The organism is Streptomyces sp. NBC_00647, assembly GCF_045207245.1.
In the GTDB taxonomy this organism is placed as follows: Bacteria; Actinomycetota; Actinomycetes; order Streptomycetales; family Streptomycetaceae; genus Streptomyces.
This window is the reverse complement of record NZ_CP109040.1, coordinates 3,527,582-3,550,119: the sequence shown is the minus strand read 5'-3', so window position 1 is coordinate 3,550,119 and position 22,538 is coordinate 3,527,582. Positions and strand designations below refer to the sequence as shown.

Sequence of the window (22,538 nt, the reverse complement as noted above, 5' to 3'; positions counted from 1 at the left end):
CGGCAACGCCTTGAGCGTCAACTTACCTCCGACATAAGGGACTTGGTTGTAGTCGACGCGAACTCCCCCCGGATTCAGCACAGTTGAGTGGGACATGTAAAGATTCCCTTCCCCGGAGTTCGACCGGGGATCAAGGAGAATCGTCAGTGATATCGAAGAAGTTGAGCCGCAGTTGCTCGACCGTGGGGGCCATCACCCTCTCCGCCCTCCTGTTGCCCCTGTCCGCCGCCCACGCGGCGGCCCCCACTCCCCGGGTGACCGCGTCGACGGCCGACGCCTTCGGCCGCGTGGCCGACGCCGTGTTCACCGACCGCACGGCAGCCCTGCTGGACCGGGCCCCGACGGCCCGTACGGCCCTGAAGGCGACCACGGCGGGGATACGGGTCTCCGACACCCTCGCGCACACCGAGAGCGCCGCGGTCTCCTCGCTGCACGGCACGCGGTCCCGTCTCGCGGCCCTCGGTGAGGCCTACAGCGCCGGCGACACCCGCGTCACCGTGAACAGGACCCGGGTGACGGGAAAGCGGGCCACCGCCTGGGTCACCGAGACCACCACCCTCACCTACCGCAGGATCCGCGGAGACGAGCCCGCCACCACGGGCTTCCGCGCACACCATGTCCTGACCTTCGCCGCCCAGGCGGACGGCACCTGGAAGCTGACGGGCGAGCGCTCGACGGACAAGGGTCCCCGGCAGGTCAACGAGCCCGTCACCACCACGCCCCGCAGGACCACGATGGCCGCTGTCGACGCCCCCCGGGCAGCGACCACGTATCCCGCGCCCGCCAACGCCAAGAACCTCACCGGCGGCCCGTACGACTACGCGGCCATGGCGACGTACGCCGAGACGTACTGGAAGAACTACAACCCCGCCTACCGGAGCTTCAACGCGGTCGGCGGCGACTGCACCAACTATCTGAGCCAGGTCCTGAAGGCGGGCGGCTGGACGACGGTCACCAGCTCGGACGAGGAGTACGGCACCTGGAACTACGGCACGTCCTCGCAGACCGACACCTGGGTCGGCGTCAACGAGTGGTCCTGGTTCACCCAGACCGCCCGGCGTTCCACCCCCCTGGCGAACGTCTACCAGATGGACATCGGCGACGTGATGCAGATGGACTTCGACAAGGACGGGTCCAAGGACCACTCCATGATCACGTCGTACCGGAGCTCCGGCGGTGTGCCGTATCTGACCTACCACGACGCCGACACCTACCGGCGATCGGTGTCGAGCCTCATCGCGTCGTACCCGAACTCGGCGTTCTACGCGTACCGCACCTGATCGGTTCCTGACGGGCACCTGATCAACAGCTGATCAGGCCGGACCTGGGCGAAGCCCCGCGGCGTGAGTGACGCGTGCGACACGTGCGACACGAGCGTCGCGGGGCTGCCGCCAGGCCGGTAAGGCCGCTCGGGCGAGCCTGGGACCTGGTGCTTCCCAGGGTGTCCCGCTCCCACGGGCATTCCAGCGAGCCCCTCATGCACTCCCGTGAACCCCCGTGAACCCCCGTGAACCCCCGTGAACCCCCATGCAACCGTGATCCCCCTCAGGCGCCGCCGCGCTCCTCGCGGATCTGCGCGACCACCCGTGCCACCGTCTGCCGCACCGCCTCCGTCTCGGTCAGGAAGTGCCAGTAGTCGGGATGCCGGCCCTCCAGCGTGGCGACCGCCCGGTCGAGCCGGGCCACGGAGTCGTCGAGCGGGCGGGCCTGCCGGGGATCGGGGGTGCTGCGGCCCGCCATGGCCAGCCGCTGCGCGTCCCGGATCGCGAACCGGGTGCGGTCGATCTCCTGCTGGGGGTCCTTCTGCACGGCGTTCAGCCGCCGCAGCCGGTCTCCGGCCGCCGACACGGCCTCGTCGGTGTTGTTCAGCAGCGCGCGCGCCGTCGCCAGCAGCGAGGTCGCGTCCGGCCAGCGCTGCGCCTCACGCGCGGCCCGTGCCTCCTTCAGCTTCAGCTCGGCCTGCCGTACGTTCTCCTCGGCCTGGTCCGGCACATGCTGGAGGTCCTGCCAGCACGCCGCGGAGAACCGCCGCCGCAACTCGCTCAGCACCGGCTCCACCTGCCCCGACCGGGTCGTCAGCGCCTGTGCGCGGGTCCGCAGGGAAACGAGCCGGTGGTCGATCTCGGCGGCCCGCTCCGGCAGCCGCGCCGCCTCCGCGCGCACCGCCGCGGCCTCCCGTGAAACCCGCTCGGCGCGCTCCAGCGTCTCCGGCACGCCGTGCTGTCCGGCGCCCTGGTTGAGCTTGGTCAGCTCGGGCCCGAGGGCGGCGAGCCGGGCGGCGAGGTCGTCGGCCCCGAGCCCCGACTGCCGTACGGAATCGAGGGCGTTCGAGGCGGCGAGCAGGGCCTGCCGGGCGCGCTCGACGGCCGGGGCCAGGCGGGCGAGTTGTGTCTCGGCCTTGCCGAGCAGCGGGCCGAGGCCCTGCTCGAACCGGTCCAGCTCGGACTTCACGCGGCCCAGTTCGTCCTTCGCGGCGGTGAGTTCGCCCCGGGCCCGCGCCGCGACCGACGCCTCCAGCTCGTCCCGGTCCAGATCGTGCGCGTCGACGGCGGTGATGTACTTCTGGCTGGCCTCGTCGATCCGCCGCCCCAGCGCCTCGAAATCGGAGACCGCGCGCCGGGCGGCGGGGGAGTCGTCCACGGCCGTGATGGTCTCGATCGAGATCCGCAGGTCACGCTGGGCGGTGTCGAGTTCGTAGAACGCCGCCGCCGCGGCGTCCTTGGCGGCCTGTGCCTCGGCCCGATGGCCCTCGGCCCGCCCGCCGAACCAGCGCCGGGTGCCGCCTCCCGCGAAGGCCGCGGGCAGCGCCAGGGCGGCGAGCAGGGGCAGCGCGACGAGAGTGAGCACGTCACGGGCGACGTACGAACGAGGACGGCTCACCGGCCGCCGCCCGGGCGAGACGTTCCGCCGAGCGGGAAGAGGGTGTGCCGGCCGCGCGCGTCGCGCGAACGGCGAGTACGGCTGCGAAGGTGTCGCCGTCACATCCCTCTCCCGTGCTGTCATCCGCCTTGCCCGGCTGTCATTCTCCCACCGGTTAAGGACGAACACACGGGCCGGTCAGTTCGCGGTTCGTACTGTGATCTTTCCGTCGCCCGTGTGCGCGGAGACCTGGTGGGCGCTCGTGTCGTCCCGGGGCACGTCCACGTCGACCGAACCGTCACCGCTGCCGGTCGTCACCCGGTAGGCGGCCCGGGGCAGCACGATCGAGACGGAGCCGTCCTGGCTGCGGGAGTCCACCAGGTCCGGCACGGAGCCGAGTTCGAGCCGTACCGAGCCGTCCTCGGTACGGGCGCGCACGCTCCGCGCGTCCACGCCGACCGCCCGGATCGAGCCGTCGCCGCTGCGCAGATCGAGCGGCCCCGAGGAGTCGTTGACCCGCACCGAACCGTCCGCCGTACGGATGCTCAGCGCCTCCTCGAAGCCCCGGGCGGTCACCCGTCCGTCCCCGTCCTCCACCTTGACGGCCGTTCCGCGCGGCACGACGATCCGGTGCCGGGCCGAGCAGTCGGCGATGACGCCCGAGCACTTCATCCGCAGCACCAGCCGGTCGTCGTCCTCCATCGCCCAGGTGACCTTCGGGTCCCCCCCGACGGCGACGTGCCCCTGGAACCACCGGGTGACCTGGACCTCACCGGCCTTCGCGGAGTCCGACACCACCAGATCGAGCGCGGAGTCGTCCGAGTCGACGGTCAGGGTCCGGCCCTGCAGCGCGAAGGACCGCTGCTCGGGCTCCTTGTCGTCCCCGGCGGACGCGCCGCACGCGGTGGCGCCGAGGACGATCGCGATCACCGCACCGCCGACGGCGGCGGCACGGGTGCGCGAGGCCCCACGGGTGCGGGTCCGGGTACCGCTGCGGGTGGGTGTGCGGGCCATGATGATCTCCCCCTGGGACGGTCTGCGAGTCGCTTCGACACCTGACCGGAGCCGGTCCGCGAAGCCTCTTCGACGTTAGGCACCAAGGAAGCCCGGGGGGATCCGGGCCGCTCCCGAATATGGGGTGGGGATAACCCCCGGGCCACCCCGCCGGCGGGACAGCGACACAGCCGGACCGTCGAGGCACCGACGCCGACGAGCCGCCCGAGCTGCCCCGCCCGACACCACACCGACGTCACCCACCCGAGGCAGGGGGACACCATCTGCTGCCTGCTGCCTGCTGCCTGCTGCCTGCTGCCTGCTGCCTGCTGCCTGCTGCGCGGCGAGCACTCCGTCCCGGGTGCGGATTCGTCGCACCCGCTCCGTCTTGTCCCGGGCGTGGTCCGGGCGTGGTCCGGGCCCGCCACTCGCCGGATACGGGTTTGCGGGGCATCCCCCCGGGCAATGTAGGCTGTCGACTCGTCCTGGGCGCGTAGCTCAGTGGTAGAGCGCCGCCCTTACAAGGCGGATGTCGGCGGTTCGAAACCGTCCGCGCCCACCAGGCCAAAGACCCCCAGCCGATCATGGCTGGGGGTCTTTGACATCCGGATCTGAAATCAGTGCTGGTACTACTCGCGCTGTAGGCGCCGCGTGAGTAGCCGATCGGTGGAGCGCCGCCGGCCCATGCGCGCGGCACTCCTGCAATGGCTGGGTGACCTCGCCGACGATGCGACGTACGACGAAGACGGCCCGGGAGAACCTGACGATGTCGCCGCGGTGCGCGCCGTCCTCCCGCTGATCTACGAGGCGGCGCGGCCGTACCTTGTTGATCCGGACCTTCTGATCCGGGAAGCTGCGGTGCACGCAGCCGCGATGACGCTCGCCGCGCCTGAACTGGCCGACCCATCCCGAAGCTCGTGCCGCTGGTCCGCAGCACTCTGAGCACCAGCGAGTACCGTGTTTACCGATACCTCGCTAAGCGGTGCCTCGTGACCTGGGGTGCAGAACCCGGCCCCCTACCCATGATCGCCGGAAGGCGTCGCTCATCCTTGCCTCGGGCGGATCAAGGGCACAGACGCCAGTCGCGCCACAGAGGTGACCAGCCCTGGTATGAGGAACCATGCCGGCAGATTCTCCGCCGGCATTCCGACGGAGAGGGCCGCTACGGACAGCATCAGCTGCACCGCTGCCACGAAGCAGCCGAACGTCCGGTTCGGAGGCAGCCAGGGCAGCGACGCCCAGGCGACTGGCAGCAGTAGCCATAGAACGAGCGCGATCACCATTAATACCTTCTGCCTACTGACTCACCGGCTTGGTGGCCCCGGAGGATTTGGGGCCACCCGCGAACCGTCGCGGTCGCTGCCGACGACCGAACGCGTCAGACCATATGCGCCTCGGTGCTGCTGAATGCCGGTCAGGCCCAACCTCCCCCCCCCCGCAGCCGTCGCCCCCGACCACAGCCGTGTAGGCCCCGACCACGCAGGCGGGCGGAAGCGAGAACGTCATCCGCGGTCAAGGGCATGCCTCCGGCGGGGGCGCTCAGACTCTGGGACGGGAGGGGCGCCGTAGGCGAGTGCCGGCCGGTTCGTGGCGAGCGGGGATATGGCACGTCCGAGGTGCGCCGAACCCCTTGGTGATGAGTTGGCCGCCTGTTACCTTCGCGCATGATTACGGGACTCTGCGCTTCCCTCGTCGGCGGCGTGATCGGGAGGCTTCTCCTTGCGCGGCGGGCGCGGCGAACAGCCACTCAGACCGAAGCGGGGCAGACAGTCTTCTTCCAGGTCGGGGCCAACCTGCCGGACGAGGGTCCCCGATACAGCCTCGGCCAGGTACGCGCCGGCGGCAGGTTCCAATGGAAGCCTCGCTGGTCGAGGACGCGCCTGCGTGAACTCCCGAAAGATCTGCGCTACATCCGCGCACGCCGAGCCACCCTCCGCGAAATGTTGTGGGTCCCGGCCAAAGCGCTGGTGATCGAGTGTGAATCGTCCGCGGTGCCTGTACGGCTATGGGCCTACCCGCAGCAGGCGGTGCACGTCGTGGAGATGATCCGGCGTGCAAGTGGCCCGAACGCGTCGAGCGCCCCGGTTCCGGACGTCAGCAGCTGACGCCGGTAGGCGCGCACAGCGGCGGTCGACGCAGCCCGTGCCACAACCGCGCCGGACTGGGCGGGGTCTCACGGGGAATTGCGGCTGCTGACGGAGGTCACAGCCGGCAGACGCCGAAGTCCCAGTAGCCTGCGGAACAGCCCGCGACCTTGGAGGCTCCGTGACCCTTGTTGCTCTCACCGAACCGGATCGGCTGTGGTCGGCGCAAGAGGTCTTGATGCGTCCCAGTCCGGTGCCGGCGGCGGCCGGGGTCTACGGATGGCACTTCGAAAAGGCTCCCTGCCCCGACCTTGATGCCGGGCGCCTGCTCTACGTCGGTATAGCCCCGCGACACATGGCGAACCGGACCAGCACGCAGAACCTGCGCAAGCGCGTGCGGTATCACTACCGGGGCAACGCGGCCGGGTCCACGCTTCGTCTCACGCTCGGCTGTCTGCTCGGGATGGAGCTGCGCCGCGTAGGCAGCGGGAAGCGCATGACCTTCGGCAGGACCGGGGAAGCCGCCCTCAGTCAGTGGATGGCGGAGAACGCCCGAGTGTGCTGGATCGAGCGGGAGGAGCCGTGGACGATGGAGTCCGAGCTCATCTCTCAACTCGATGTGCCTCTGAACCTCGACCAGAACCGCCACAACCCGTTCCACAGCCGCCTCACGGAAGTGAGATCCCAAGCCCGCCGTCTGGCAAGGGAGTTGGCCATCAGTACCTAGTCTGTCGGGAGCCGCGGAAAGTCGGACCCCTCTGACCTGTCCGTGCGCTGCCGAGGGACGCACCCAGCGTCTGTGCAGGCCCGTGCGAGGATCGCGACGTGAATGATCTACACGTCCGCCTCGCCGACGACGCCGACCTTGCCACTCTGGTTCGACTGCGCGACGACGCTGCCCGCTGGATGCTCGCCCAGGGCATCACCGGCCAGTGGCAGCCCGGCCAGCTGGACGAGGACCACTTCCGCCGGACCATGGCCGGTGGTGAGGTCTGGCTCGCCGAGGCCGACGGCCGCGTGGCCGGGGCCTGGGAGCTGTGGTGGGAGGACGAGGACGCCTGGGGACCGCAGCCGCCGGTGGCCGGCTATGTGCATCGGCTGATGGTGGACCGCGACAGCGCGAAGCCGGGAACGGGGCGGCTTCTGCTGCGCGCCGCGGAGCGCCGCGTTGCCGCGGCGGGGAGAGGGCTCGTACGTCTGGACTGCCTGGCCGGCAACGCACGTCTGAACGCCTACTACCTGGACGCGGGCTACCGGGTCGTTGGACGCAAGGCAGGCAAGCCGCAGCCGGGCGGTGCACCCAAGTCATTCACGCTCCTCGAGAAACCAGCGCTGACAACCGTCGACAGCTGAGTCGCAGTCACGGCAGCTCCAGGTCGACGTCGCTACGCCGACCGCCCGGCTCGTGCGCCCGCGAGGGGGCGTGATGACTCGTCCGGCCCCGAGCTCGGCGACCCCGGCCACCTCACATCGGGCACGCACCGGATGGAGCCGGACGGGACACGCGTACCCGGCATACGTGTTCCGCTCGCGGGTGCGCGGCTCCCCTGACGTGTCGCACGGGAGGAAGACGTGACCCGGATGGTGAAGATGGGGCACCGGCCGTGAAACGTGCAGGGGCATGGTCGGACGGCCCCGACGGAGGGTGTGGTGGCTGAGGTGGCGGAAGACTCGATGGAAAGTCAGGCGAGCGAGCGGGTCGAGACCTCCGTGGAGCTCGGGGGCTACCAGCAGGAGCTGAAACGGACGCTCGGCTCCTTTCAGGTGTTCGCGATCTCGTTCGCGTTCATCTCGGTGGCCGTCGGCATCTTCGCGACCTACGACGACGTACTGCAGACCGCGGGACCGGTCGGGATCTGGCTCTGGGTCATCGCGGCGGTGGGACAGGTCCTGGTGGCGCTGGTGGTCGCGCAGCTCGCTGCCCGCATCCCGCTCAGTGGCTCCTCCTACCAATGGGCGTCACGGTTGACCAACCCGAAAATCGGCTGGGGGTTCGGTTGGCTGGCCTTCTGTTACCTGGCGATCGGCGTGGTGGCGGTCGACAACGCGCTGGCGAGCCAGGCCTTCATGCCGCTCGCCGGCATCGAGCCGGACGAGGGCACCGCGCGCCTGATCACGGTCGTGGTACTTCTCCTCCAGGCCTTGCTGGCAGTGGCCTCGACCCGCATCGTCAGCGTGATCAACACAGCCGCGGTAGGCATCGAACTGGCACTGGTCGTGGTGGTGGCGATCGCGCTCACCATCGCCGTGGTGGTCACGGGTGACGGCGCGGCCGACAACCTCGTCTCGCGCGGTGTCACCGAGAACGCCCCCGACTACTTCGCCGTCGGCGGCGGGCTGATGCTCGCGATGATCATGGGCCTCGCGACGCTCGTCGGCTTCGACGCCGCGGCGAACCTGGCCGAGGAGGCCAAGGATCCCCATCGCAGCGTGCCGCGGGCGATCGTGGGGTCGGTCGTGGCGGCCGGACTGCTGGGCATGCTGTTCCTGATCGCGCTCACCGTCGCGATCGACGACATCCCCCGGGTCAGCGCCAGCGGCTCACCTGTCGCGGCGATCATGCGCGATCAGCTCGGCCCGGTGATGGAGAAGACGCTGCTGGTCGCGATCACGTTCGCGTTCTTCGGCGCGGGGATGGTCGTGATGGTGGCGTGCTCACGGATGATTTTCGCGATGTCGCGGGACTCGCGCTTCCCCGCCCATCGCTTGCTGCGACGGGTCAATCCGCGCACGCAGACGCCGATCCCGGCGACGGTCCTGATCTTCGCCCTGGGGGTCCTCCTGATGGTCGCCCTGCCGGGTGCCGCGCTGCTGGAGCTGATCACGGCGTCGACGATCCTCCCCGCCATCACCTACGGCTCGACGGTCGTCCTCTACTTGGCGGTGCGGGGTGGACTGGACCGAAGGAAGGGCGCGTTCGACCTCGGGCGCTTCGAGCTTCCCGTCGCGGTCTGCGCTCTGGTGTGGACCCTCGTGGCCCTCTTCGTGCTGGTGTCACCCCGGGACGCGCTCGTTTCCGTCGTGATCGTGGTCGGCCTGCTCGTCGCGGGCGGGCTGTTCTTCCTCTTCATGCTGAAATTCGACCGCGAGGTGCTGGAGGCCGAGCCCGGGGACGTGGGTGCCTTCAAGCACTGATCTTCCGGATCCGGTTCGAAGGATTCCGGAACCTCCGACCGGGCCTCCGGAATCCTTCAGATTCTCCGACCGGATCCTCCGGAATCCTTGAGATCCTCCGGAATCACCGGAATCACCGGAACCGGACGACGAAGCCCCCAGCCGTGACCGGCTGGGGGTCTTCGTCCTGGTGGGCGCGGATCAGGCGAGTGACGCCCATGTCTTCCAGTACGTCGAGTCTCCGGCCTGGACGCGGTTCTTGAAGGTGCCGGTGCCGGTGCCCGTGTTGAGCCAGAGGTTGTCGGAGGTGTCACGGGAGACGAGGTCGTTCTTGCCGTCGCCGTCGATGTCCCCGGCGCCGATGACGTCCTTGTAGGTGCGGCCCCAGTCCTTGAAGACCTGGACGCGGTCCTTGAGCTTCCCGGTGCGGGTGCCGTCGTAGCGCCAGAGCTTCCCGGAACCGTCGAGGGTGAGGACGTCACCGAGGCCGTCGCCGTTGAGGTCCCCGGCGCCGATGACACGCTTGTAGCCGGTCCAGGCGGAGCGGATCTTCACGCGCGGCAGGAAGCCGTCGGTGCCGTTGTGGGCGTAGAGGTAGAGGTCGCCGGAGGCCGCGTTGCGGGCCAGCAGGTCCGGGCGGCCGTCGCCGGTCTGGTCGCCGCTGGAGAGCAGGGTGTCGTAGGCGCTCCAGTCCCGGGACAGGCGACGGTAGGCGGAGTCGGGCGTGGGCAGTCCGCCGCAGACGGGGGTGTAGAGACGGGTCTCGCCGCCGGGCAGCCGCACGACGAGGTCGTTGCAGCGGTTGCCGTCGAAGTCGCCGAACGGCACGAGCCGGGTCTCGTCCGCCCAGGGGCGCGCCTGGAAGGTGAGGAGGGGGTTGGCGGTGTCCCGCGTGAGCAGGTTCATCGTGTCGCTGCGACCCGTGCCCAGGATGTCCGAGCGGGTGCTGTCGGCGTAGTCGTGCCACTTGGGCAGGGACCGGGTGGACGTGGTCGCGGTGAACGCGGCGCGCGAGGAGCCGTCGGCTGCCGACTGGGTCCAGACGGCCACCGGGCGTCCCTTGTCGTCGGTGGCCACCCGGCCCGCGCTGGTGGTCCCGTCCGTCAGGGAGTTGAGGGTGCGCGGCTTGGAGACGCTGCCGACCCCCACCGTCTGGGCGACGAAGTCGCGGCGGACGGTGCGGCTCGAGACGAAACGCTTCTGCGTGTACGTGACGACCAGTGATCCGTCCGCGGTCCGCGTGCTGCTGAACGAGTCGTCCTCGGTGGACCCGGCCAGATCCTGCCGGGCGTTCCAGCCGCTCCCGGCGGCGAGACGCGTGGCGACGGCCGGACCGCTCGCCCCTGAACCGACCGCCGTGACATCGCCGTTCGGGGCCGTGAGCAGCTCGGCGGGCTGGGAACCGTTCGCGTAGATCCCGGTGCTCTCGGCCGGACCCCAGTTCGCCGCCCCGGCCGGCTTGCGGGCGTAGTTGTTGAAGGAGAGCAGCTGGAACCCGCCCTGCGGGTGGGCGGCCAGCGTGACCAGCCGGGGCTTCTCGCCCAGTTGCGGCAGATCCCGCGGCGCGGTCCAGGACGCTGCCCCGGCGGGCTTCTCCAGGTACTTGTAGTGCCACTGGTACGCCGTCGGGTCCGGGTCGACCCCGTCACCCGTGTAGTAGCTGTCACCGCCCCAGATCAGTCCCAGGGCGCCGTCCTTGGCGACGGCGAGGCGCAGATCCCGCAGGTGGTAGTCGTAGACGTTGTCGGGCCGGACGATCGGCTCCGGGAGCCGGTCGAGGACCACGGGCGCGGACCAGGTGCCCGTCGGACCCGAGCGCTCGACCACGGTCAGCCGGTGGTCCTGGTCCATCCAGGCCACGGCCTGGCGGCCCGTGGTGCCGGCCGCGACGGCGGTGACGCGCGTTCCCCGGTAGTAGCCGTCGGTCGCCGAGGTGCCCTTCGCGACGACCTGGGCGGGACCGAAGGCGGTGGCGTCGGGCGCCAGCCGGGACATCCGCAGCGTGGCGGTCGTCGCGTCGGCGGCCTTCTCCCACCACAGGAGCGTGAGCGCGCCGTCGTCCGTGCGGTGGAGTGTGGCGCCGGGCGCGGGCTCGGCCGACTGCCAGGTGGAACTGCCCGCGGGCCTGACCGACAGCACGGTCTTGCCGCCCTGCTCGAAGAGCCCCGCCAGGGTGCCGTTGCGGGCCGACTGGAGGTCGATCACCGCGGTGACACCGGGCAGTTGCTTCGGCGTGCTCCACGGGCCGATCCCGACGGCGACCGCGGAGGTGGCGGCGGTGCCGGCGGCGGACGGAGCCGCGTGCGCGCTCGGCACGGTGACCGCCAGCGCGAGTACGGGAACCAGCGCGCTCCCCAGAAGCGCGCGCGACTGCATGATCATGTGGAAGGCCCCCCCGGGCTTGATCTCATGAAAGTAGTCGCAGCGTATATCAGCCAAGATCACGGAAATGGGTGTGCCCCGGTCCGCGCCGACGCCGGACCCGCACGGGGTGTACTCGCGCGGGCCGGCGGTGACCTCCGCTTCCGCGGGGACCAGGACCCGCGCAGGTTCTCCGGCTCGGTGGCGTCCACGGACCGTCCGCCTCGCTAGCCGGCGTCCAACGGCCTCTCGAAGAAGGTCTCCAGGACCACCGTGGCCTGCGTCCCGCTGACCCCGTCGATCGCGTACAGGCGGCGCAGCACGTCCTGGAGCCCCTCGGTGGTCGCCGTGCGCACCTTCACCAGGACGGTGGCGCTGCCCGCGATGACGTGGGCCTCCTGGATCTCCGGCACGGCGGCGAAGTCCTCGGCCCGGTCGCCCATCCACACCGTCGAGTCGACCAGCACGAAGGCGAGGACCCCGCGGTCGAGCGCCGCCGGGTCGACGTCGACCGTCGTGGCCCGGATGACCCCCTGTTCGCGCAGCTTGCGCACGCGCTCGTGCGCGGCGCCCGCGGAGAGGCCGACCGCCTTGCCCAGGGCGGCGTACGACTGGGTGGCGTCCTGCTGGAGCAGTGCGATCAATCCACGGTCGATGTCATCAACTGACTTCATGCGAAGACCATATCTGATTCGGTGCACTGCATGTTACGTTGAATCACATCTTGGTCAGTCACTTCGAGAGGATGCCATGTCCGTCGACGGCCCGTACGAGATCCTGGACGACCGTTTCCGCGCCGGACGCTGTGCGAACGGCGACAGCCGGCTGGAGGTCCTGTACGACGACTGCCGCTGGGCCGAGGGGCCGCTGTACCTCCCCGCCTGGCGTCAGGTGATCTGGAGCGACATCCCGAACGACCGCATCCTGCGCTGGGACGAGGCCACGGGCGCGGTCGGCGTGTTCCGTACCCCGGCCGGCCACAGCAACGGCAACACGCTCGACCGGCAGGGCCGCCTGGTCACCTGCGAGCAGGGCAACCGCCGCGTCACCCGCACCGAGCCCGACGGGACGGTGACCGTCCTCGCCGACCGGTACGAGGGCAAGCGGCTCAACAGCCCGAACGACTCCGTCGTCCGTTCCGACGGCACGGTCTGGTTCTCCGACCCGGACTTCGGTATCACCAGCGACTACGAGGGTCATCGCGCCGCGTCCGAGATCGGCGCGTGCAACGTGTACCGGATCGATCCCGCGACGCGGGAGGTGAGCCTCGCCGCCGACGGGTTCGCGGGACCGAACGGCGTCATCCTGTCCCCCGACGAGCGGCGGCTGTACGTCTCGGACTCGAGGGCCGCCCGGATCCATGTGTACGACGTCCGGGAGGACGGCACGCTCTCCGACGGGAAGGTCTTCGCGGAGGCGCGCGGCGACGTCCACTTCGACAACATCCGCTTCGACGACGAGGGCCGCCTGTGGGCCGCCGCGCTGGGGGACGGTGTCCACTGCTACGACCCCGACGGCACGCTCATCGGCCGGCTGCGCGTACCGGAGCCCGTCTCGAACATCGCCTTCGGCGGCCCGAAGAACAACCGCCTGTTCGTCACGGCCACCACCTCGCTGTACTCGCTGGTGATGTCGGTGACCGGGGCGCCGCGGCTCTAGAGCCCGACGGGCGCCGCCTTGTGACGGTGTCTCACATGTCCAGTGGGGTCACGCGCAGTTATGCCGGGGTCTCTCGCGTGTGCTTCAGCCGCATCCGGGCGTCGACCTTCTCCAGAGGGGTGACCTCCGACCAGAAGCGGTGACCGGAGACGAATACGGCGAGCTCGCGTTCGCGCTGCCGGAGCTTCTCGACCTCGGCCTGTTCGTCGTCGGTCCAGCCGGGGGAGGCGGGGCGCTCCACCTTGCGCCAGCCGCCGGTGTCGCTGAAGCCGTCCAGCGGTTCCACCGACCAGGGGAGTCGTTTCAGCAGGGCCAGTAGCTCGGCCCGGACCTGATGCAGCTCCTCCTGACCGGCGAGGAGGTCACTCGGAAAGTCATAGGTCGCAGCCACGCGGCAATGCTACGCCTGTTCGATTTTGTGATGCGAGTTCCTTCCGGGACTTCACGCGAACGGGTGTTCCGCACCGCTCTGACCTGGGGAGGGCCGCTCCGTCCCGGCGTGTGGCGCCGCGTGCCGGGACGGAAGTGTTCAGGCAAACTGTACAGGCTGAACTGGACAGTCTGGACTGTTTATTTTACCGTGGCCGTATGGATCAGAGCGGCAGTCACCGGACCGACGCGGGCGTCTCGGATTCCGCCGCCCGCGCCGCGCAGGATCTGCGGGTCGCGTTCAGCCTGCTCCGGCGGCGGATCCGTGAGGTCTCCGAGGCGCAGGACCTCACGCCCTCCCAGGTCTCCGCGCTCACCCTGGTGAGCAAGAGCGGGGCCGCCACGGCCAGCGCGCTGGCGGCGACCGAAGGGGTGCGCCCGCAGTCGATGGCCGCCACGCTCGCGGCCCTCGACCAGTACGGACTCATCCAGCGCAACCCGGACCCCGGGGACGGCCGGCGGCAGCTGGTCACCCTCACGGACGCCGGGCGCGAGCGCGTCGAAGGCACCCGGCAGGCCCGTTCCGAGTGGCTCGCCCGAGCCTTCCAGGAGCGCTGCACGGAGGACGAGCGGCAGAAGGTCATCGAGGCCATGGCCCTGCTGGAACGGCTCACCCGGCCGTGATACCCACGCTCCGGGAGCGGTTCCGGCAGCGACTCACCCTCGCGCACCGCCGTCCGCCCGATCGCTTCGACCGTCGGCTGATCGCCCCGATGGTCCTCGGTTCCGTGCTGAACCCGGTCAACTCCTCCATGATCGCGGTGGCGTTGGTGCCGATCGGCAGCGCTCTCGGGGCGCCTCCCGCTCAGACCGCGTGGCTGGTCTCCGGGCTGTATCTCGCCACCGCGGTGGGGCAGCCCGTCGTCGGACGGCTCGTCGACATGTACGGCCCGCGACGTCTCTACCTCGCCGGTACGGCGACGGTGGGCATCGCCGGACTGCTCGGCGCCCTCTCACCGAACCTCGGCGCGCTGGTCGCCGCCCGGGTCCTGCTCGGGTTCGGCACCTCGGCGGCGTACCCCGCCGCCATGCACCTCACCCGGAGCGAGGCCGAACGCACCGGGCAGGACAGCCCGGCCGGTGTGCTGACCGCGCTCGCGGTCTCGGCCCAGACCGTCGCCGTGGTCGGGCCCACCCTGGGCGGCCTGCTCATCGGTGTGGGCGGCTGGCGCACCATCTTCCTCGTCAACGTGCCGCTGTCGCTGGCCTGTCTGGTCCTCGGGGCGCTCCGGCTGCCGAAGGTCCGGAAGCCGACGCCGCACCCGGCCGGGAGGCCCCCGGCCCACCCCGTCCCGCCGACGCCGGGCACGAACGCCGCGGTGCACCCGAACACCACCCCGGATCCGGCCACCCCGCGGGGCGAGGCGCACGCTTCCGCCGCGCGCCGCAAGGGCTCAATGGCCTGGCCAATCAGAACGCCCTCTACCGGCAGGCCGACCCCGCCCGGATGGGTTCCGCGGCCGGACTGCTGCGCACCGCCACGTACCTCGGCGCGATGGCGGCCTCCGCCGCCGACGCCGCCTTCTTCACGCACGGCGCCGACACCGGCGGCCTGCACCACCTGGCCCTTTTCATGCTCGCCGGAGCAGTGCTGCTCCTGGCGGCGACCCTCATCGACCGATCCCTTCGCCAACTCACCCCCCGAAAGGCCTGAACCATGGCAGTCACCACGCTCGACCCCCGCACCGCGCTCGTCCTCATCGACCTCCAGCACGGCATCGTCGGCAACCCGGGCCTGGCCCCGCACGCCGCCTCCGACGTCCTGCCGCGGGCCGTCCGGCTCGCGGAGGCCTTCCGCGGCCACGATCTCCCGGTCGTCCTCGTACGGGTCACCGCCGCGGCCGACGGCGCGGACGCCGTACGGGGCCGCATCGACGGCCCGAGCCGTGGCCGCGCCTTCCCGGAGGGCTGGGACGTCATCGTCGAGGAACTGGCCGGGCACCCCGGGGACATCACCGTGACCAAGCGGAACTGGGGCGCCTTCTACGGCACCGACCTCGACCTGCAGCTGCGCCGCCGCGGCATCACCCAGATCGTGCTGGCCGGCATCGCCACCAGCATCGGCGTGGAGTCCTCGGCCCGTGCCGCCCACGAGCACGGCTACCACGTCACCCTGGCCACCGACGCCATGTCCGACCTCGACCCCGAGACGCACCGCAACAGCGTCGAGCGGATCTTCCCCCGCCTCGGTGAGACCGGGACGACCGAGGAGATCGTCGAGCTGCTCGACAAGACGCGGGCCTGAACGAAGGCTCCCGACGGGCCGCCGCTACCTTGGGGTCCGTGACCCTGGATGATCTTCGCGTGTTCGTCGCCGTGTGCCGGGCCGGGAGCCTGAGCGCCGTGGCCCGGGAGCTCGGCTGTACGCAGTCGGCGGTGAGTCAGCACGTGCGCCGGCTGGAACGGGAGGTCGGGGTCGCGCTCGTCGAGCGGCGGGCCCGGGGCGTGGTGCCCACCGGCGCCGGGCGGGTCCTCGAACGGGCCGCCGCCGACGGGATGGCCGGCCTCGACCTCGCGCTGCGCCGGCTCGACGAGCTGGCGCGCGGGGGCGGCGGTGCGGTGCGGATCGCCACCGGCGGCACCACCGTGCGGCACTTCATGGCCGAGGCCGTGGTCGAGTTCCGGCGGCACCATCCCCGGGTGAGCCTGGAGTTCCGGACCGAGAACTCCAGCCGGAGCTGCTTCGAGGCGCTCGCCGACCACGGCCTGGACCTCGCTTGGATCACCCTCGGCCCGCCCGTACGCGGGGTCGAGCAGCGGCCCGTCGCCGAACTCCCCTGGGTGCTCGCCGTACGCGCCGACGACGAACTCGCGGGGCGGGAGCGGATCGAGGGGGAGGAGCTGGCCGGGCTGCGGATCGTCGGGCTGCCCGAGAACTCCACCTCGCGCGCCCATCTCGACTCCGCCTACCGGGAGTTGGGGATACCTGCGGGCGCCTCCGACACCAGCGTCGCCGACTGGGACACCGCGATCCTGCTCGCCGAACTCGGCCTCGGCCATGCCGTCGTCCCCGACCTGCCCGGCCTGCGAGGCCCCGGCCGCCCCGGCCTCCGCTTCCTCCCGATACCCGCCCTGCCGCCCCTCACGGTCGGCTGGGCGGTGCGCCGGTGGGACGCCCTGTCACCCGTGGCGCACGCCTTCGCCGACACGGTGGCCCGGCACCGCGCGGGCGGCGCCGGGACCGTGGCGGGGGACTGACGCCGGTACCGGTCCCGTAAGCCCTGGCGTGCCCCGGATGTCGTCGGATGGTGCCGCTCGGTCCTGTAGGCCCGGACGGCATCGGGCACCGCCCGGATCTCACCGGCCCAGGACGCTGCCGTGCGCCACCCTGGTCCCGTGGGCCATGGACCTCGTCGACCGCCGCCCCGGTATCGTGAGCCGTGGACGTCATGGGGCGTCGCCCCGCCTTCAGTCGTCCGCGCCGGCGGCCGGTGTCAGCTCCCGCACCAGCGCGCTCGCCACCGGTACCGGTACCCCGGTCCGCTCCGCCGCCCGCAGCAACGCACCGCCGATGGCGTCGAGTTCGAGCGTGCGGCCCGCTTCGGCGTCGCGCTGCATGGAGGACTTGGTGCCCGCGGGGAAGGCGTCGTACCGGGCGAGGGCGGCCGCCGCGTCGACCGGGGCACCGCACGCGCGGCCGACCGCCGCCGTCTCCTCGACGAGAGCGGCCAACTCCTCGCGGTGCAGCGTGCGTACGTCGCCCACCGGCACCCCGTACCGCGTCGTCAGCAGCGCGAACGGCGCGAGGAACGACATCTTCGCCCAGAGCGTCGCCGCCTCGCCGTCCTGGACCCGGGCCCGCACCCCGGCCCACTCCAGGGCCCCGGCGAGCGAGTCGACCCGCGCCCTCGGCGCCGTGTCCCCGGTCAGATCGACCTCGGCGAACGGACTGCCGTGCTCGATCACCCCGGGCGCGATCCGCGTCGACTCCACGCGGATCACCGCGGGGGCCACCTGCTCGGGGCGGTAGCGCTCGCGCAGCGGTGCCGGGTGCTCGACGCCGTTCAGGAGCGGGACGACCAGAGCCTCCTCGCCCAGGGCCTTCGCCGGGACCCGCTCCAGGGCGGCGTCCAGGGAAGTCGCCTTGACCGCGATCAGGCACACGTCGACCGGCTCACGCAGTTCGGTGTCCGCCTCCACCCGCGCCGTGAAGTCGCCGAAGTGGCCGCTGCGCACCTCGATGCCGTCCGCGGCCAGCGTCCGCGCGGTCTCGTCCCCGGCGAGGCAGATCACCCGGTGGCCGGCACGGGCCAGAAGCGCGGCGAGCAGCCCGCCGATACCGCCCGGACCCAGCACCGCCACCGTCTGCCGGTCGTTCGCCATATGTCCTCGCTCCTCTCCGCGGGACCCCGAGCGGGGCCCCGGTGATGATCACAAGCGGCGGTCGCCCGAGTCAATCCTCGGATAACCTTGCCCAACTCCAAGGATTTGCTTGGGTATTGCGGGGGCGGGTTGCGCCGCTACGGCACCCGTACCGGGGCTCCCGGTTCCGGCAGGCGCAGCCGGTCCGTGAGACCGGCCTCCGCGAAGGCCTTCGTCAGGTTCGAACCGTCCTGGGTGAAGTGCCCCCAGTGCTCGAAGTGCAGCGGGACGACCCGGTCGGCACCGAGGATCTCCGCCGCCCGGGCCGCGTCCTCGCTGGTCAGGGTCAGCGGGGCGTCCGGCACCAACGGCGTGCGCGCCGCCCCCGCGAACAGCACGGCCACGTCGAAGGGCCCCTCCCGGCCCGCGATCTCCCGTACGACGTCCAGGGACGCGTTGTCGCCGCTCACGTACACCCGGGGCAGCCCCTCCCCGGACAGCACGAAGCCGGTCACCTCGCCCACGAGAGGCAGCGAGCCGTCGGGGCCGTGCTGCGCCGGGACGGCCGTCACGCGCAGCGCTCCGCCGTCCGGACGCTCCAGTTCGACGGACTCCCAGGGGCGCAGGGCCCGCACGGGCGCGCCGATCCGCTCGTGCGCCGACGCCGTCGACAGGGTCAGCGGGGCACCCCGGAGAAATGCGCGCCCGGACGTGTCCAGGTTGTCCGGGTGCTGGTCGTGGGAGAGCAGGACGGCGTCGACCGGGCCGAGCTCCTCGGCCCGCAGCGCGGGCCCCGCGGTCTTCACCAGCTCGCGTGCGCCGACGGGGTACTCGCCGGCGGCGTCGAAGGTCGGATCGGTGAGAAGCCGCAGGCCGCCGATCGCTATGAGGGCGGTGGGGCCGCCGACGTAAGTGATCTCCACTGAGGTCATGCTCTGCTCAATCCGCGGAGTCGGCGGCGGTATTCCCCGGCCGCGGCGGCCGGCTTCCGTCAGAAGTGACCACGACGGCGCCGTCCGCGCGAGACTGGAGTCATGTGCCGCAGCATCAAGACGCTTCGTCCGCCCGCGATCCCCGAGGAAGCCACCGAGGAGGAGATCCGTGCCGCCGCTCTGCAGTACGTCCGCAAGGTCTCCGGGTTCCGTGCCCCGGCCGCCCACAACCGTGAGGTCTTCGACCGTGCCGTCGAGGCGGTGACGGCGGCCACGGCCGAATTGCTGGACAGCCTGGAGGTGCGCGGGGCGGCCACCCAGCGCGCCGGATAGCGCGGCCGGCGGCTCAGCCGCCGGTGGCCGGCTGCCGTACCGCGGGACGGCGCACGAGATAGGCCGCGCCCGCTCCCGCGACGAACAGCGCTCCGAAGGAGACGCCCGTCGCGAGCCAGGTGGCGCCCAGCCACTGGCCGCCGAAGTAGCCGAGGGCGACGCTGTACCCGGCCCAGGCCAGTCCCGCGAGGACGGACCAGGGCAGGAACTCGCGGACCCGGCGGTGCGCCGCGCCCGCGCCGAGCGAGACGACCGAGCGGCCGGCCGGTGCGAAACGCGCGACGACGACCAGCACACCGCGGGCCCCGCCGCCGCGCGCCAGGACTTCGCCGAGACGTTCCTGCGCCCTGGTCAGGCGGCGGGAGCGGGCGATGGCGCGGTCCAGACGGTCGCCGCCGCGCCAGGCGAGGCGGTACGCCGCCAGGTCGCCGAAGACGGAGGCCGTGGCCGCGCAGAGGGTGAGCACCAGGATGTCGGGCACGGCGTGCGGAACGGCGCCGGTGGCCGAGCCCGCAGCGGCCGTCGCCGCCGCGATCACCAGGACACCGCTCGGCAGGACCGGCAGGAACACATCAAGAAGGACGGACACGGCGACCACCGCGTAGATCCATGGGCTGCCCGTCAGCGCCCCCACACTCTCCAGCACCGAAACTCTCCCCCGCTATCCCCCGTGGACACGACCGCGCCGCGACTCGCGGGGGAGTGGCGGGGCGCCGTGTGACAGCCATACAGCGTACGCCGCGGGTGTGACAGGAGATCCGCAGGGGCCGCATGTGTCGATCACATCACGTCCACGCCCCCGCACGCTCCGGTACGGCGTACGACTCGGATGTCCGCTATCGCCATGGATGCGGGCCCGGGTGAGCGGCGCGGAGGCGGGGCGAGCCGGTCCGGACGCGCGGGCGCCCGCCTCCGTGGGCGGGAGGCGGGCGCTCTCGGGCGGGGGTCAGGCGGTGACGGGCTCCGAGGCGCGCTGCTCCTCGGTGGCCGGGGAGGTGCGGGCGGCGAGCAGCCGGTCGAGGCCGAGGGCGCCGGAGCCCGTGAAGACGAGCAGGAGCATGGTCCAGCAGAACAGCGCGGAGAGCTCGCCGCCGTTCTGGATCGGCCACAGGGCCGCCGACTGGTGGACGTCGAAGTAGGCGTACGCCATCGAGCCCGAGGCGATGAACGCGGCGGCGCGGGTGCCGAGGCCGATGAGCACGAGCGCTCCGGCGACGAGCTGGATGACGGCCGCGTACCAGCCGGGCCAGGTGCCCGCGTCGAGGGTGCCGCCGTCGGTGCCGATCGCGCCGCCGAGCACGCCGAAGAGCGAGGCGGCGCCGTGCGCGGCGAAGAGCAGGCCGACGACGATGCGGAACAGGGCGATGGCGTACGGCTGGGCGCTGTTGAGGCGTCCGGTCATGTGGGGGAACTCCTTCGGTCTGGTTCGGTCCGGGCAGGGCCGGACCGTGGGACGGAACCGAGTGAGCCACCAAGGTTAGGTGCACCTAATCTATGCTTGCAAGTTCAACATTCAGCCATGGCCGGGCTTCCGTTTGCCGTTCCGCTTCGGCCGTCGCCGCACGTAGCGCGGCTCGCGCCACGGCATCGGCGTCCGAAAGGGTGACCGAATCCACTCCGGGCCGGGCGCCCGCCGCGGTCACCCAGTGCACGCCCTCCGTAGGCACCCCGAACGCGAACCGCCGTGCGTGCGGGCGGCCCTGACGGCTGATCAGGTGATAGGGGCGCGGCGTGACGTCCAGCCCCCCGGTCTCGTAGCCGTCGACGGTGTGCGGGCGGCACTGCCCCGTGCTCACCAGCCGGGCCAGGAGTTCGTCCGCGGTCCGTCGCACATCCGGTTCCGGTAGCCGTGCCTCCACGAGCGTCGTCGCGCGGACGGCCGACCCCGGAACATCGGGTGAGTGCGCCACCCATCCCCCGTCCTCGGCCCGCACCTCGAGCCGCGGACCGAGCACCTCCACGACGCCCGCCTCGATCAGCGCGGCCAATTCCTCGATGCGCCGCCGGGGCGGGCCGATGGAGAGGAAGGCGTTCAACGGCGTGTACCAGCGGTCCAGATGATCCCGGCGCGAGCCGCCCGGCAGCCCGCGGTGATCCACGATCCGGCGCAGCTCGTTGCGCAGATCCCGCAGCACGTCCAGGGCCGCCTTCTGCGGCCCGTCCACGTTGCCGAGCGCGGCCTGGGCGGCGTCCTCGCGCAGATGGCCGAGCAGCCACGCCCGCCAGCCGCCGGGACCGGCGAAGGCCTGCCCCGCGTACGGGCGCGCCATCCGGTCCCATGACCAGCGCTCGGTGTCCGCGACGCCGAACTCGTCCAGGAGGAAGGCCTCTTCGGTATCGCGGTGCGGGACGGCGAGGAATCGGTCCCGGAAATCGGCGGAGCCGCCGCGCCGCCCGGAATGCGCCAACAGGCCCTCGTAGTAGACCGATTCCACCTCCTTGGCGACCAACGGCCATATCTCGCGCAGGAAGTCCGGCGCCTCACCGGAGTCCGCGCGCTTGCGGAAGCGGGAGATCACCTCTTCGGTCAGGACGAGCGGCACATGACGGCCGTACGGGCCCTTCGCGTTGTCGCCGCGGGCCCGGTACGGGACGCCGCGCCGGGAGCCGGCGTACAGCCGCGGCTCGTCGCCCGAGGGCAGATAGCGCAGGCCGCCGCCCGCCCGGACGAAGCGGCCGCCGCGGCCGGTCGTCAACAGGGCCGTGTGGTCGAAGAAGTTGAGCCCGAGACCGCGCAACAGGACCGGCTCGCCCGGGGCGAGAGGGGAGAGGTCGACGTCGGCGGGGCCGGCCGGCGGAATGTGGGTCAGGCCGTGCCGCCCGGCGCACGCGGTCAGGCACCGCTCGGCCGGGTCCGGGAGCACCGGCAGATGGCCCTGCGCGAGGACCACGGCGGAGAGCCCCGACAGGGCGCGGCCGGTGGACAGGGCGAGCGCCTGGCGGCCGTCCGGTTCGTCCGTGAGCCGGAGCGCGCGGGCCGTGTGCACCTCGACCCGCACCTCGGGCGGGGCCCCGCGCACCACCTCGCCGAAGACCCACTCCAGGTAGCGGCCGTACTGGGCGCGGGTGGGATAGGCGTCCGGGCCGAGTTCGCCGCCCGCCCACGCGTGAAGGCTCGGCCCCGTGCGGATCGGCCCCGAACAGTCCACGCTCTCGTCGGTGAACAGGGTCACCTGCGAGGCCACGGTGTTCATCAGCAGATGCGGGGACTGCGCGGTGCGCCAGACGTGGCCGGGCCCCGGCGGGTCCGGATCGACGACGTGGACCGTCAACCGCCCGCCCGGAGCGAGGAGTTCGGGCGCGGAGGCGCAGAGGCGCTCCAGGACGCTGGTGCCCCGGGGGCCCGCGCCGACCAGGGCCACGGAGGCGCGGGGCCCGGCGGGTGACGAGGACCTCTGCGGTGCGAGGGCGGCGGAGCACTGGGGGGAGGGCTCTGCGGACAAGGGTGTGACTCCCGGGCGTGGGGGGCGCA

Annotated in this window: 22 protein-coding genes, 1 tRNA gene and 1 pseudogene; 14 read left to right on the top strand and 10 right to left on the bottom strand. The window is 71.8% G+C overall.

What is annotated here, in order from left to right:
• The first annotated feature begins 146 nt into the window (after positions 1–146).
• Complete coding sequence (locus tag OG788_RS15675; RefSeq protein WP_406371448.1) at positions 147–1,280, top strand: amidase domain-containing protein; 1,134 nt, start codon at positions 147–149, stop codon at positions 1,278–1,280.
• A gap of 265 nt (positions 1,281–1,545) precedes the next feature.
• Here OG788_RS15675 and OG788_RS15670 read toward each other — a convergent pair whose 3' ends face one another.
• Positions 1,546–2,982, bottom strand: coding sequence for a hypothetical protein (locus OG788_RS15670; protein WP_406371446.1), 1,437 nt, complete (start codon positions 2,980–2,982; stop codon positions 1,546–1,548).
• 75 nt (positions 2,983–3,057) lie between these two features.
• Positions 3,058–3,873 (bottom strand): DUF4097 family beta strand repeat-containing protein, encoded by an 816-nt coding sequence (locus OG788_RS15665; RefSeq protein WP_406371444.1) that lies wholly within the window; start codon positions 3,871–3,873, stop codon positions 3,058–3,060.
• Between the two features lie 466 nt (positions 3,874–4,339).
• Here OG788_RS15665 and OG788_RS15660 point away from each other — a divergent pair.
• From OG788_RS15660 to OG788_RS15635, 6 genes are all read left to right on the top strand, one after another.
• Positions 4,340–4,414: transfer RNA gene (locus OG788_RS15660), tRNA-Val, on the top strand.
• A 122-nt stretch (positions 4,415–4,536) separates the two neighbouring features.
• Complete coding sequence (locus tag OG788_RS15655) at positions 4,537–4,794, top strand: hypothetical protein (RefSeq protein WP_406371443.1); 258 nt, start codon at positions 4,537–4,539, stop codon at positions 4,792–4,794.
• Positions 4,795–5,516: 722 nt separating this feature from the next.
• Positions 5,517–5,957 carry a hypothetical protein gene (locus OG788_RS15650; protein WP_406371441.1) on the top strand — a complete coding sequence of 147 codons (441 nt, stop codon included), beginning with the start codon at positions 5,517–5,519 and terminating at the stop codon, positions 5,955–5,957.
• 217 nt (positions 5,958–6,174) lie between these two features.
• The gene (locus tag OG788_RS15645) at positions 6,175–6,663 is read left to right on the top strand and encodes a GIY-YIG nuclease family protein (protein ID WP_351553765.1); all 489 of its coding nucleotides are present in this window, start codon (positions 6,175–6,177) and stop codon (positions 6,661–6,663) included.
• A 98-nt stretch (positions 6,664–6,761) separates the two neighbouring features.
• The gene (locus tag OG788_RS15640; RefSeq protein ID WP_406371439.1) at positions 6,762–7,289 is read left to right on the top strand and encodes a GNAT family N-acetyltransferase; all 528 of its coding nucleotides are present in this window, start codon (positions 6,762–6,764) and stop codon (positions 7,287–7,289) included.
• A 321-nt stretch (positions 7,290–7,610) separates the two neighbouring features.
• The gene (locus OG788_RS15635; protein WP_406371438.1) at positions 7,611–9,071 is read left to right on the top strand and encodes an APC family permease; all 1,461 of its coding nucleotides are present in this window, start codon (positions 7,611–7,613) and stop codon (positions 9,069–9,071) included.
• 180 nt (positions 9,072–9,251) lie between these two features.
• Here the strand turns inward: OG788_RS15635 and OG788_RS15630 are convergent, their stop codons facing one another.
• Complete coding sequence (locus tag OG788_RS15630; protein ID WP_406371436.1) at positions 9,252–11,432, bottom strand: FG-GAP repeat domain-containing protein; 2,181 nt, start codon at positions 11,430–11,432, stop codon at positions 9,252–9,254.
• Between the two features lie 206 nt (positions 11,433–11,638).
• Positions 11,639–12,085, bottom strand: a complete 447-nt coding sequence (locus tag OG788_RS15625; RefSeq protein WP_406371434.1) for an Lrp/AsnC family transcriptional regulator — start codon at positions 12,083–12,085, stop codon at positions 11,639–11,641.
• Positions 12,086–12,161: 76 nt separating this feature from the next.
• On the opposite strand from OG788_RS15625, the gene OG788_RS15620 reads away from it, so the two are divergent.
• Positions 12,162–13,070, top strand: coding sequence for an SMP-30/gluconolactonase/LRE family protein (locus tag OG788_RS15620; RefSeq protein WP_406371432.1), 909 nt, complete (start codon positions 12,162–12,164; stop codon positions 13,068–13,070).
• Positions 13,071–13,128: 58 nt separating this feature from the next.
• Here OG788_RS15620 and OG788_RS15615 read toward each other — a convergent pair whose 3' ends face one another.
• Positions 13,129–13,461, bottom strand: a complete 333-nt coding sequence (locus OG788_RS15615; RefSeq protein ID WP_406371430.1) for a hypothetical protein — start codon at positions 13,459–13,461, stop codon at positions 13,129–13,131.
• A 197-nt stretch (positions 13,462–13,658) separates the two neighbouring features.
• Here OG788_RS15615 and OG788_RS15610 point away from each other — a divergent pair, with 197 nt between their 5' ends.
• The 5 genes and pseudogenes from OG788_RS15610 to OG788_RS15590 all read left to right on the top strand — a co-directional run bounded on the left by OG788_RS15610 (position 13,659) and on the right by OG788_RS15590 (position 16,697).
• Complete coding sequence (locus OG788_RS15610) at positions 13,659–14,123, top strand: MarR family transcriptional regulator (RefSeq protein WP_356754317.1); 465 nt, start codon at positions 13,659–13,661, stop codon at positions 14,121–14,123.
• Positions 14,124–14,212: 89 nt separating this feature from the next.
• A pseudogene (locus OG788_RS15605) lies at positions 14,213–14,725 on the top strand (MFS transporter); the annotation flags it as partial.
• A 221-nt stretch (positions 14,726–14,946) separates the two neighbouring features.
• A complete protein-coding gene (locus OG788_RS15600) occupies positions 14,947–15,153 on the top strand; it encodes a hypothetical protein (protein WP_406371428.1) in 207 nt (68 codons plus the stop codon).
• Between the two features lie 3 nt (positions 15,154–15,156).
• Entirely contained in the window at positions 15,157–15,744 is a 588-nt protein-coding gene (locus tag OG788_RS15595) for a hydrolase (RefSeq protein ID WP_351553789.1), read from the top strand.
• A gap of 38 nt (positions 15,745–15,782) precedes the next feature.
• On the top strand, positions 15,783–16,697 hold the full coding sequence (locus OG788_RS15590) for a LysR family transcriptional regulator (protein WP_406371426.1): 915 nt from the start codon (positions 15,783–15,785) through the stop codon (positions 16,695–16,697).
• 210 nt (positions 16,698–16,907) lie between these two features.
• On the opposite strand, the gene OG788_RS15585 is transcribed toward OG788_RS15590, so the two are convergent.
• Positions 16,908–17,822 (bottom strand): ketopantoate reductase family protein, encoded by a 915-nt coding sequence (locus OG788_RS15585; RefSeq protein ID WP_406371424.1) that lies wholly within the window; start codon positions 17,820–17,822, stop codon positions 16,908–16,910.
• Positions 17,823–17,959: 137 nt separating this feature from the next.
• Positions 17,960–18,733 carry an MBL fold metallo-hydrolase gene (locus OG788_RS15580; RefSeq protein WP_406371422.1) on the bottom strand — a complete coding sequence of 258 codons (774 nt, stop codon included), beginning with the start codon at positions 18,731–18,733 and terminating at the stop codon, positions 17,960–17,962.
• Positions 18,734–18,835: 102 nt separating this feature from the next.
• Between OG788_RS15580 and OG788_RS15575 the strand changes: the two genes are divergently transcribed.
• Complete coding sequence (locus tag OG788_RS15575; RefSeq protein WP_351553801.1) at positions 18,836–19,066, top strand: DUF2277 domain-containing protein; 231 nt, start codon at positions 18,836–18,838, stop codon at positions 19,064–19,066.
• Between the two features lie 13 nt (positions 19,067–19,079).
• Here the strand turns inward: OG788_RS15575 and OG788_RS15570 are convergent, their stop codons facing one another.
• The 3 genes from OG788_RS15570 to OG788_RS15560 all read right to left on the bottom strand — a co-directional run bounded on the left by OG788_RS15570 (position 19,080) and on the right by OG788_RS15560 (position 22,428).
• On the bottom strand, positions 19,080–19,712 hold the full coding sequence (locus tag OG788_RS15570) for a VTT domain-containing protein (RefSeq protein WP_351553804.1): 633 nt from the start codon (positions 19,710–19,712) through the stop codon (positions 19,080–19,082).
• Positions 19,713–20,012: 300 nt separating this feature from the next.
• Entirely contained in the window at positions 20,013–20,468 is a 456-nt protein-coding gene (locus OG788_RS15565) for a DoxX family protein (RefSeq protein WP_406371420.1), read from the bottom strand.
• An 85-nt stretch (positions 20,469–20,553) separates the two neighbouring features.
• Positions 20,554–22,428, bottom strand: a complete 1,875-nt coding sequence (locus OG788_RS15560; protein WP_406376764.1) for an FAD/NAD(P)-binding protein — start codon at positions 22,426–22,428, stop codon at positions 20,554–20,556.
• Positions 22,429–22,538: the final 110 nt, after the last annotated feature.

Excerpts from the sequence above, each read along its gene's own strand:
- OG788_RS15635 (WP_406371438.1), top strand. The coding sequence starts at position 7,611 with ATGGAAAGTCAGGCGAGCGAGCGGGTCGAGACCTCCGTGGAGCTCGGG.
- OG788_RS15575 (WP_351553801.1), top strand. The coding sequence starts at position 18,836 with ATGTGCCGCAGCATCAAGACGCTTCGTCCGCCCGCGATCCCCGAGGAA.
- OG788_RS15610 (WP_356754317.1), top strand. The coding sequence starts at position 13,659 with ATGGATCAGAGCGGCAGTCACCGGACCGACGCGGGCGTCTCGGATTCC.
- OG788_RS15600 (WP_406371428.1), top strand. The coding sequence starts at position 14,947 with ATGGGTTCCGCGGCCGGACTGCTGCGCACCGCCACGTACCTCGGCGCG.
- OG788_RS15565 (WP_406371420.1), bottom strand. The coding sequence starts at position 20,468 with ATGACCGGACGCCTCAACAGCGCCCAGCCGTACGCCATCGCCCTGTTC.
- OG788_RS15585 (WP_406371424.1), bottom strand. The coding sequence starts at position 17,822 with ATGGCGAACGACCGGCAGACGGTGGCGGTGCTGGGTCCGGGCGGTATC.
- OG788_RS15665 (WP_406371444.1), bottom strand. The coding sequence starts at position 3,873 with ATGGCCCGCACACCCACCCGCAGCGGTACCCGGACCCGCACCCGTGGG.
- OG788_RS15580 (WP_406371422.1), bottom strand. The coding sequence starts at position 18,733 with ATGACCTCAGTGGAGATCACTTACGTCGGCGGCCCCACCGCCCTCATA.
- OG788_RS15620 (WP_406371432.1), top strand. The coding sequence starts at position 12,162 with ATGTCCGTCGACGGCCCGTACGAGATCCTGGACGACCGTTTCCGCGCC.
- OG788_RS15650 (WP_406371441.1), top strand. The coding sequence starts at position 5,517 with ATGATTACGGGACTCTGCGCTTCCCTCGTCGGCGGCGTGATCGGGAGG.
- OG788_RS15595 (WP_351553789.1), top strand. The coding sequence starts at position 15,157 with ATGGCAGTCACCACGCTCGACCCCCGCACCGCGCTCGTCCTCATCGAC.
- OG788_RS15655 (WP_406371443.1), top strand. The coding sequence starts at position 4,537 with ATGCGCGCGGCACTCCTGCAATGGCTGGGTGACCTCGCCGACGATGCG.
- OG788_RS15630 (WP_406371436.1), bottom strand. The coding sequence starts at position 11,432 with ATGATCATGCAGTCGCGCGCGCTTCTGGGGAGCGCGCTGGTTCCCGTA.
- OG788_RS15645 (WP_351553765.1), top strand. The coding sequence starts at position 6,175 with ATGCGTCCCAGTCCGGTGCCGGCGGCGGCCGGGGTCTACGGATGGCAC.
- OG788_RS15625 (WP_406371434.1), bottom strand. The coding sequence starts at position 12,085 with ATGAAGTCAGTTGATGACATCGACCGTGGATTGATCGCACTGCTCCAG.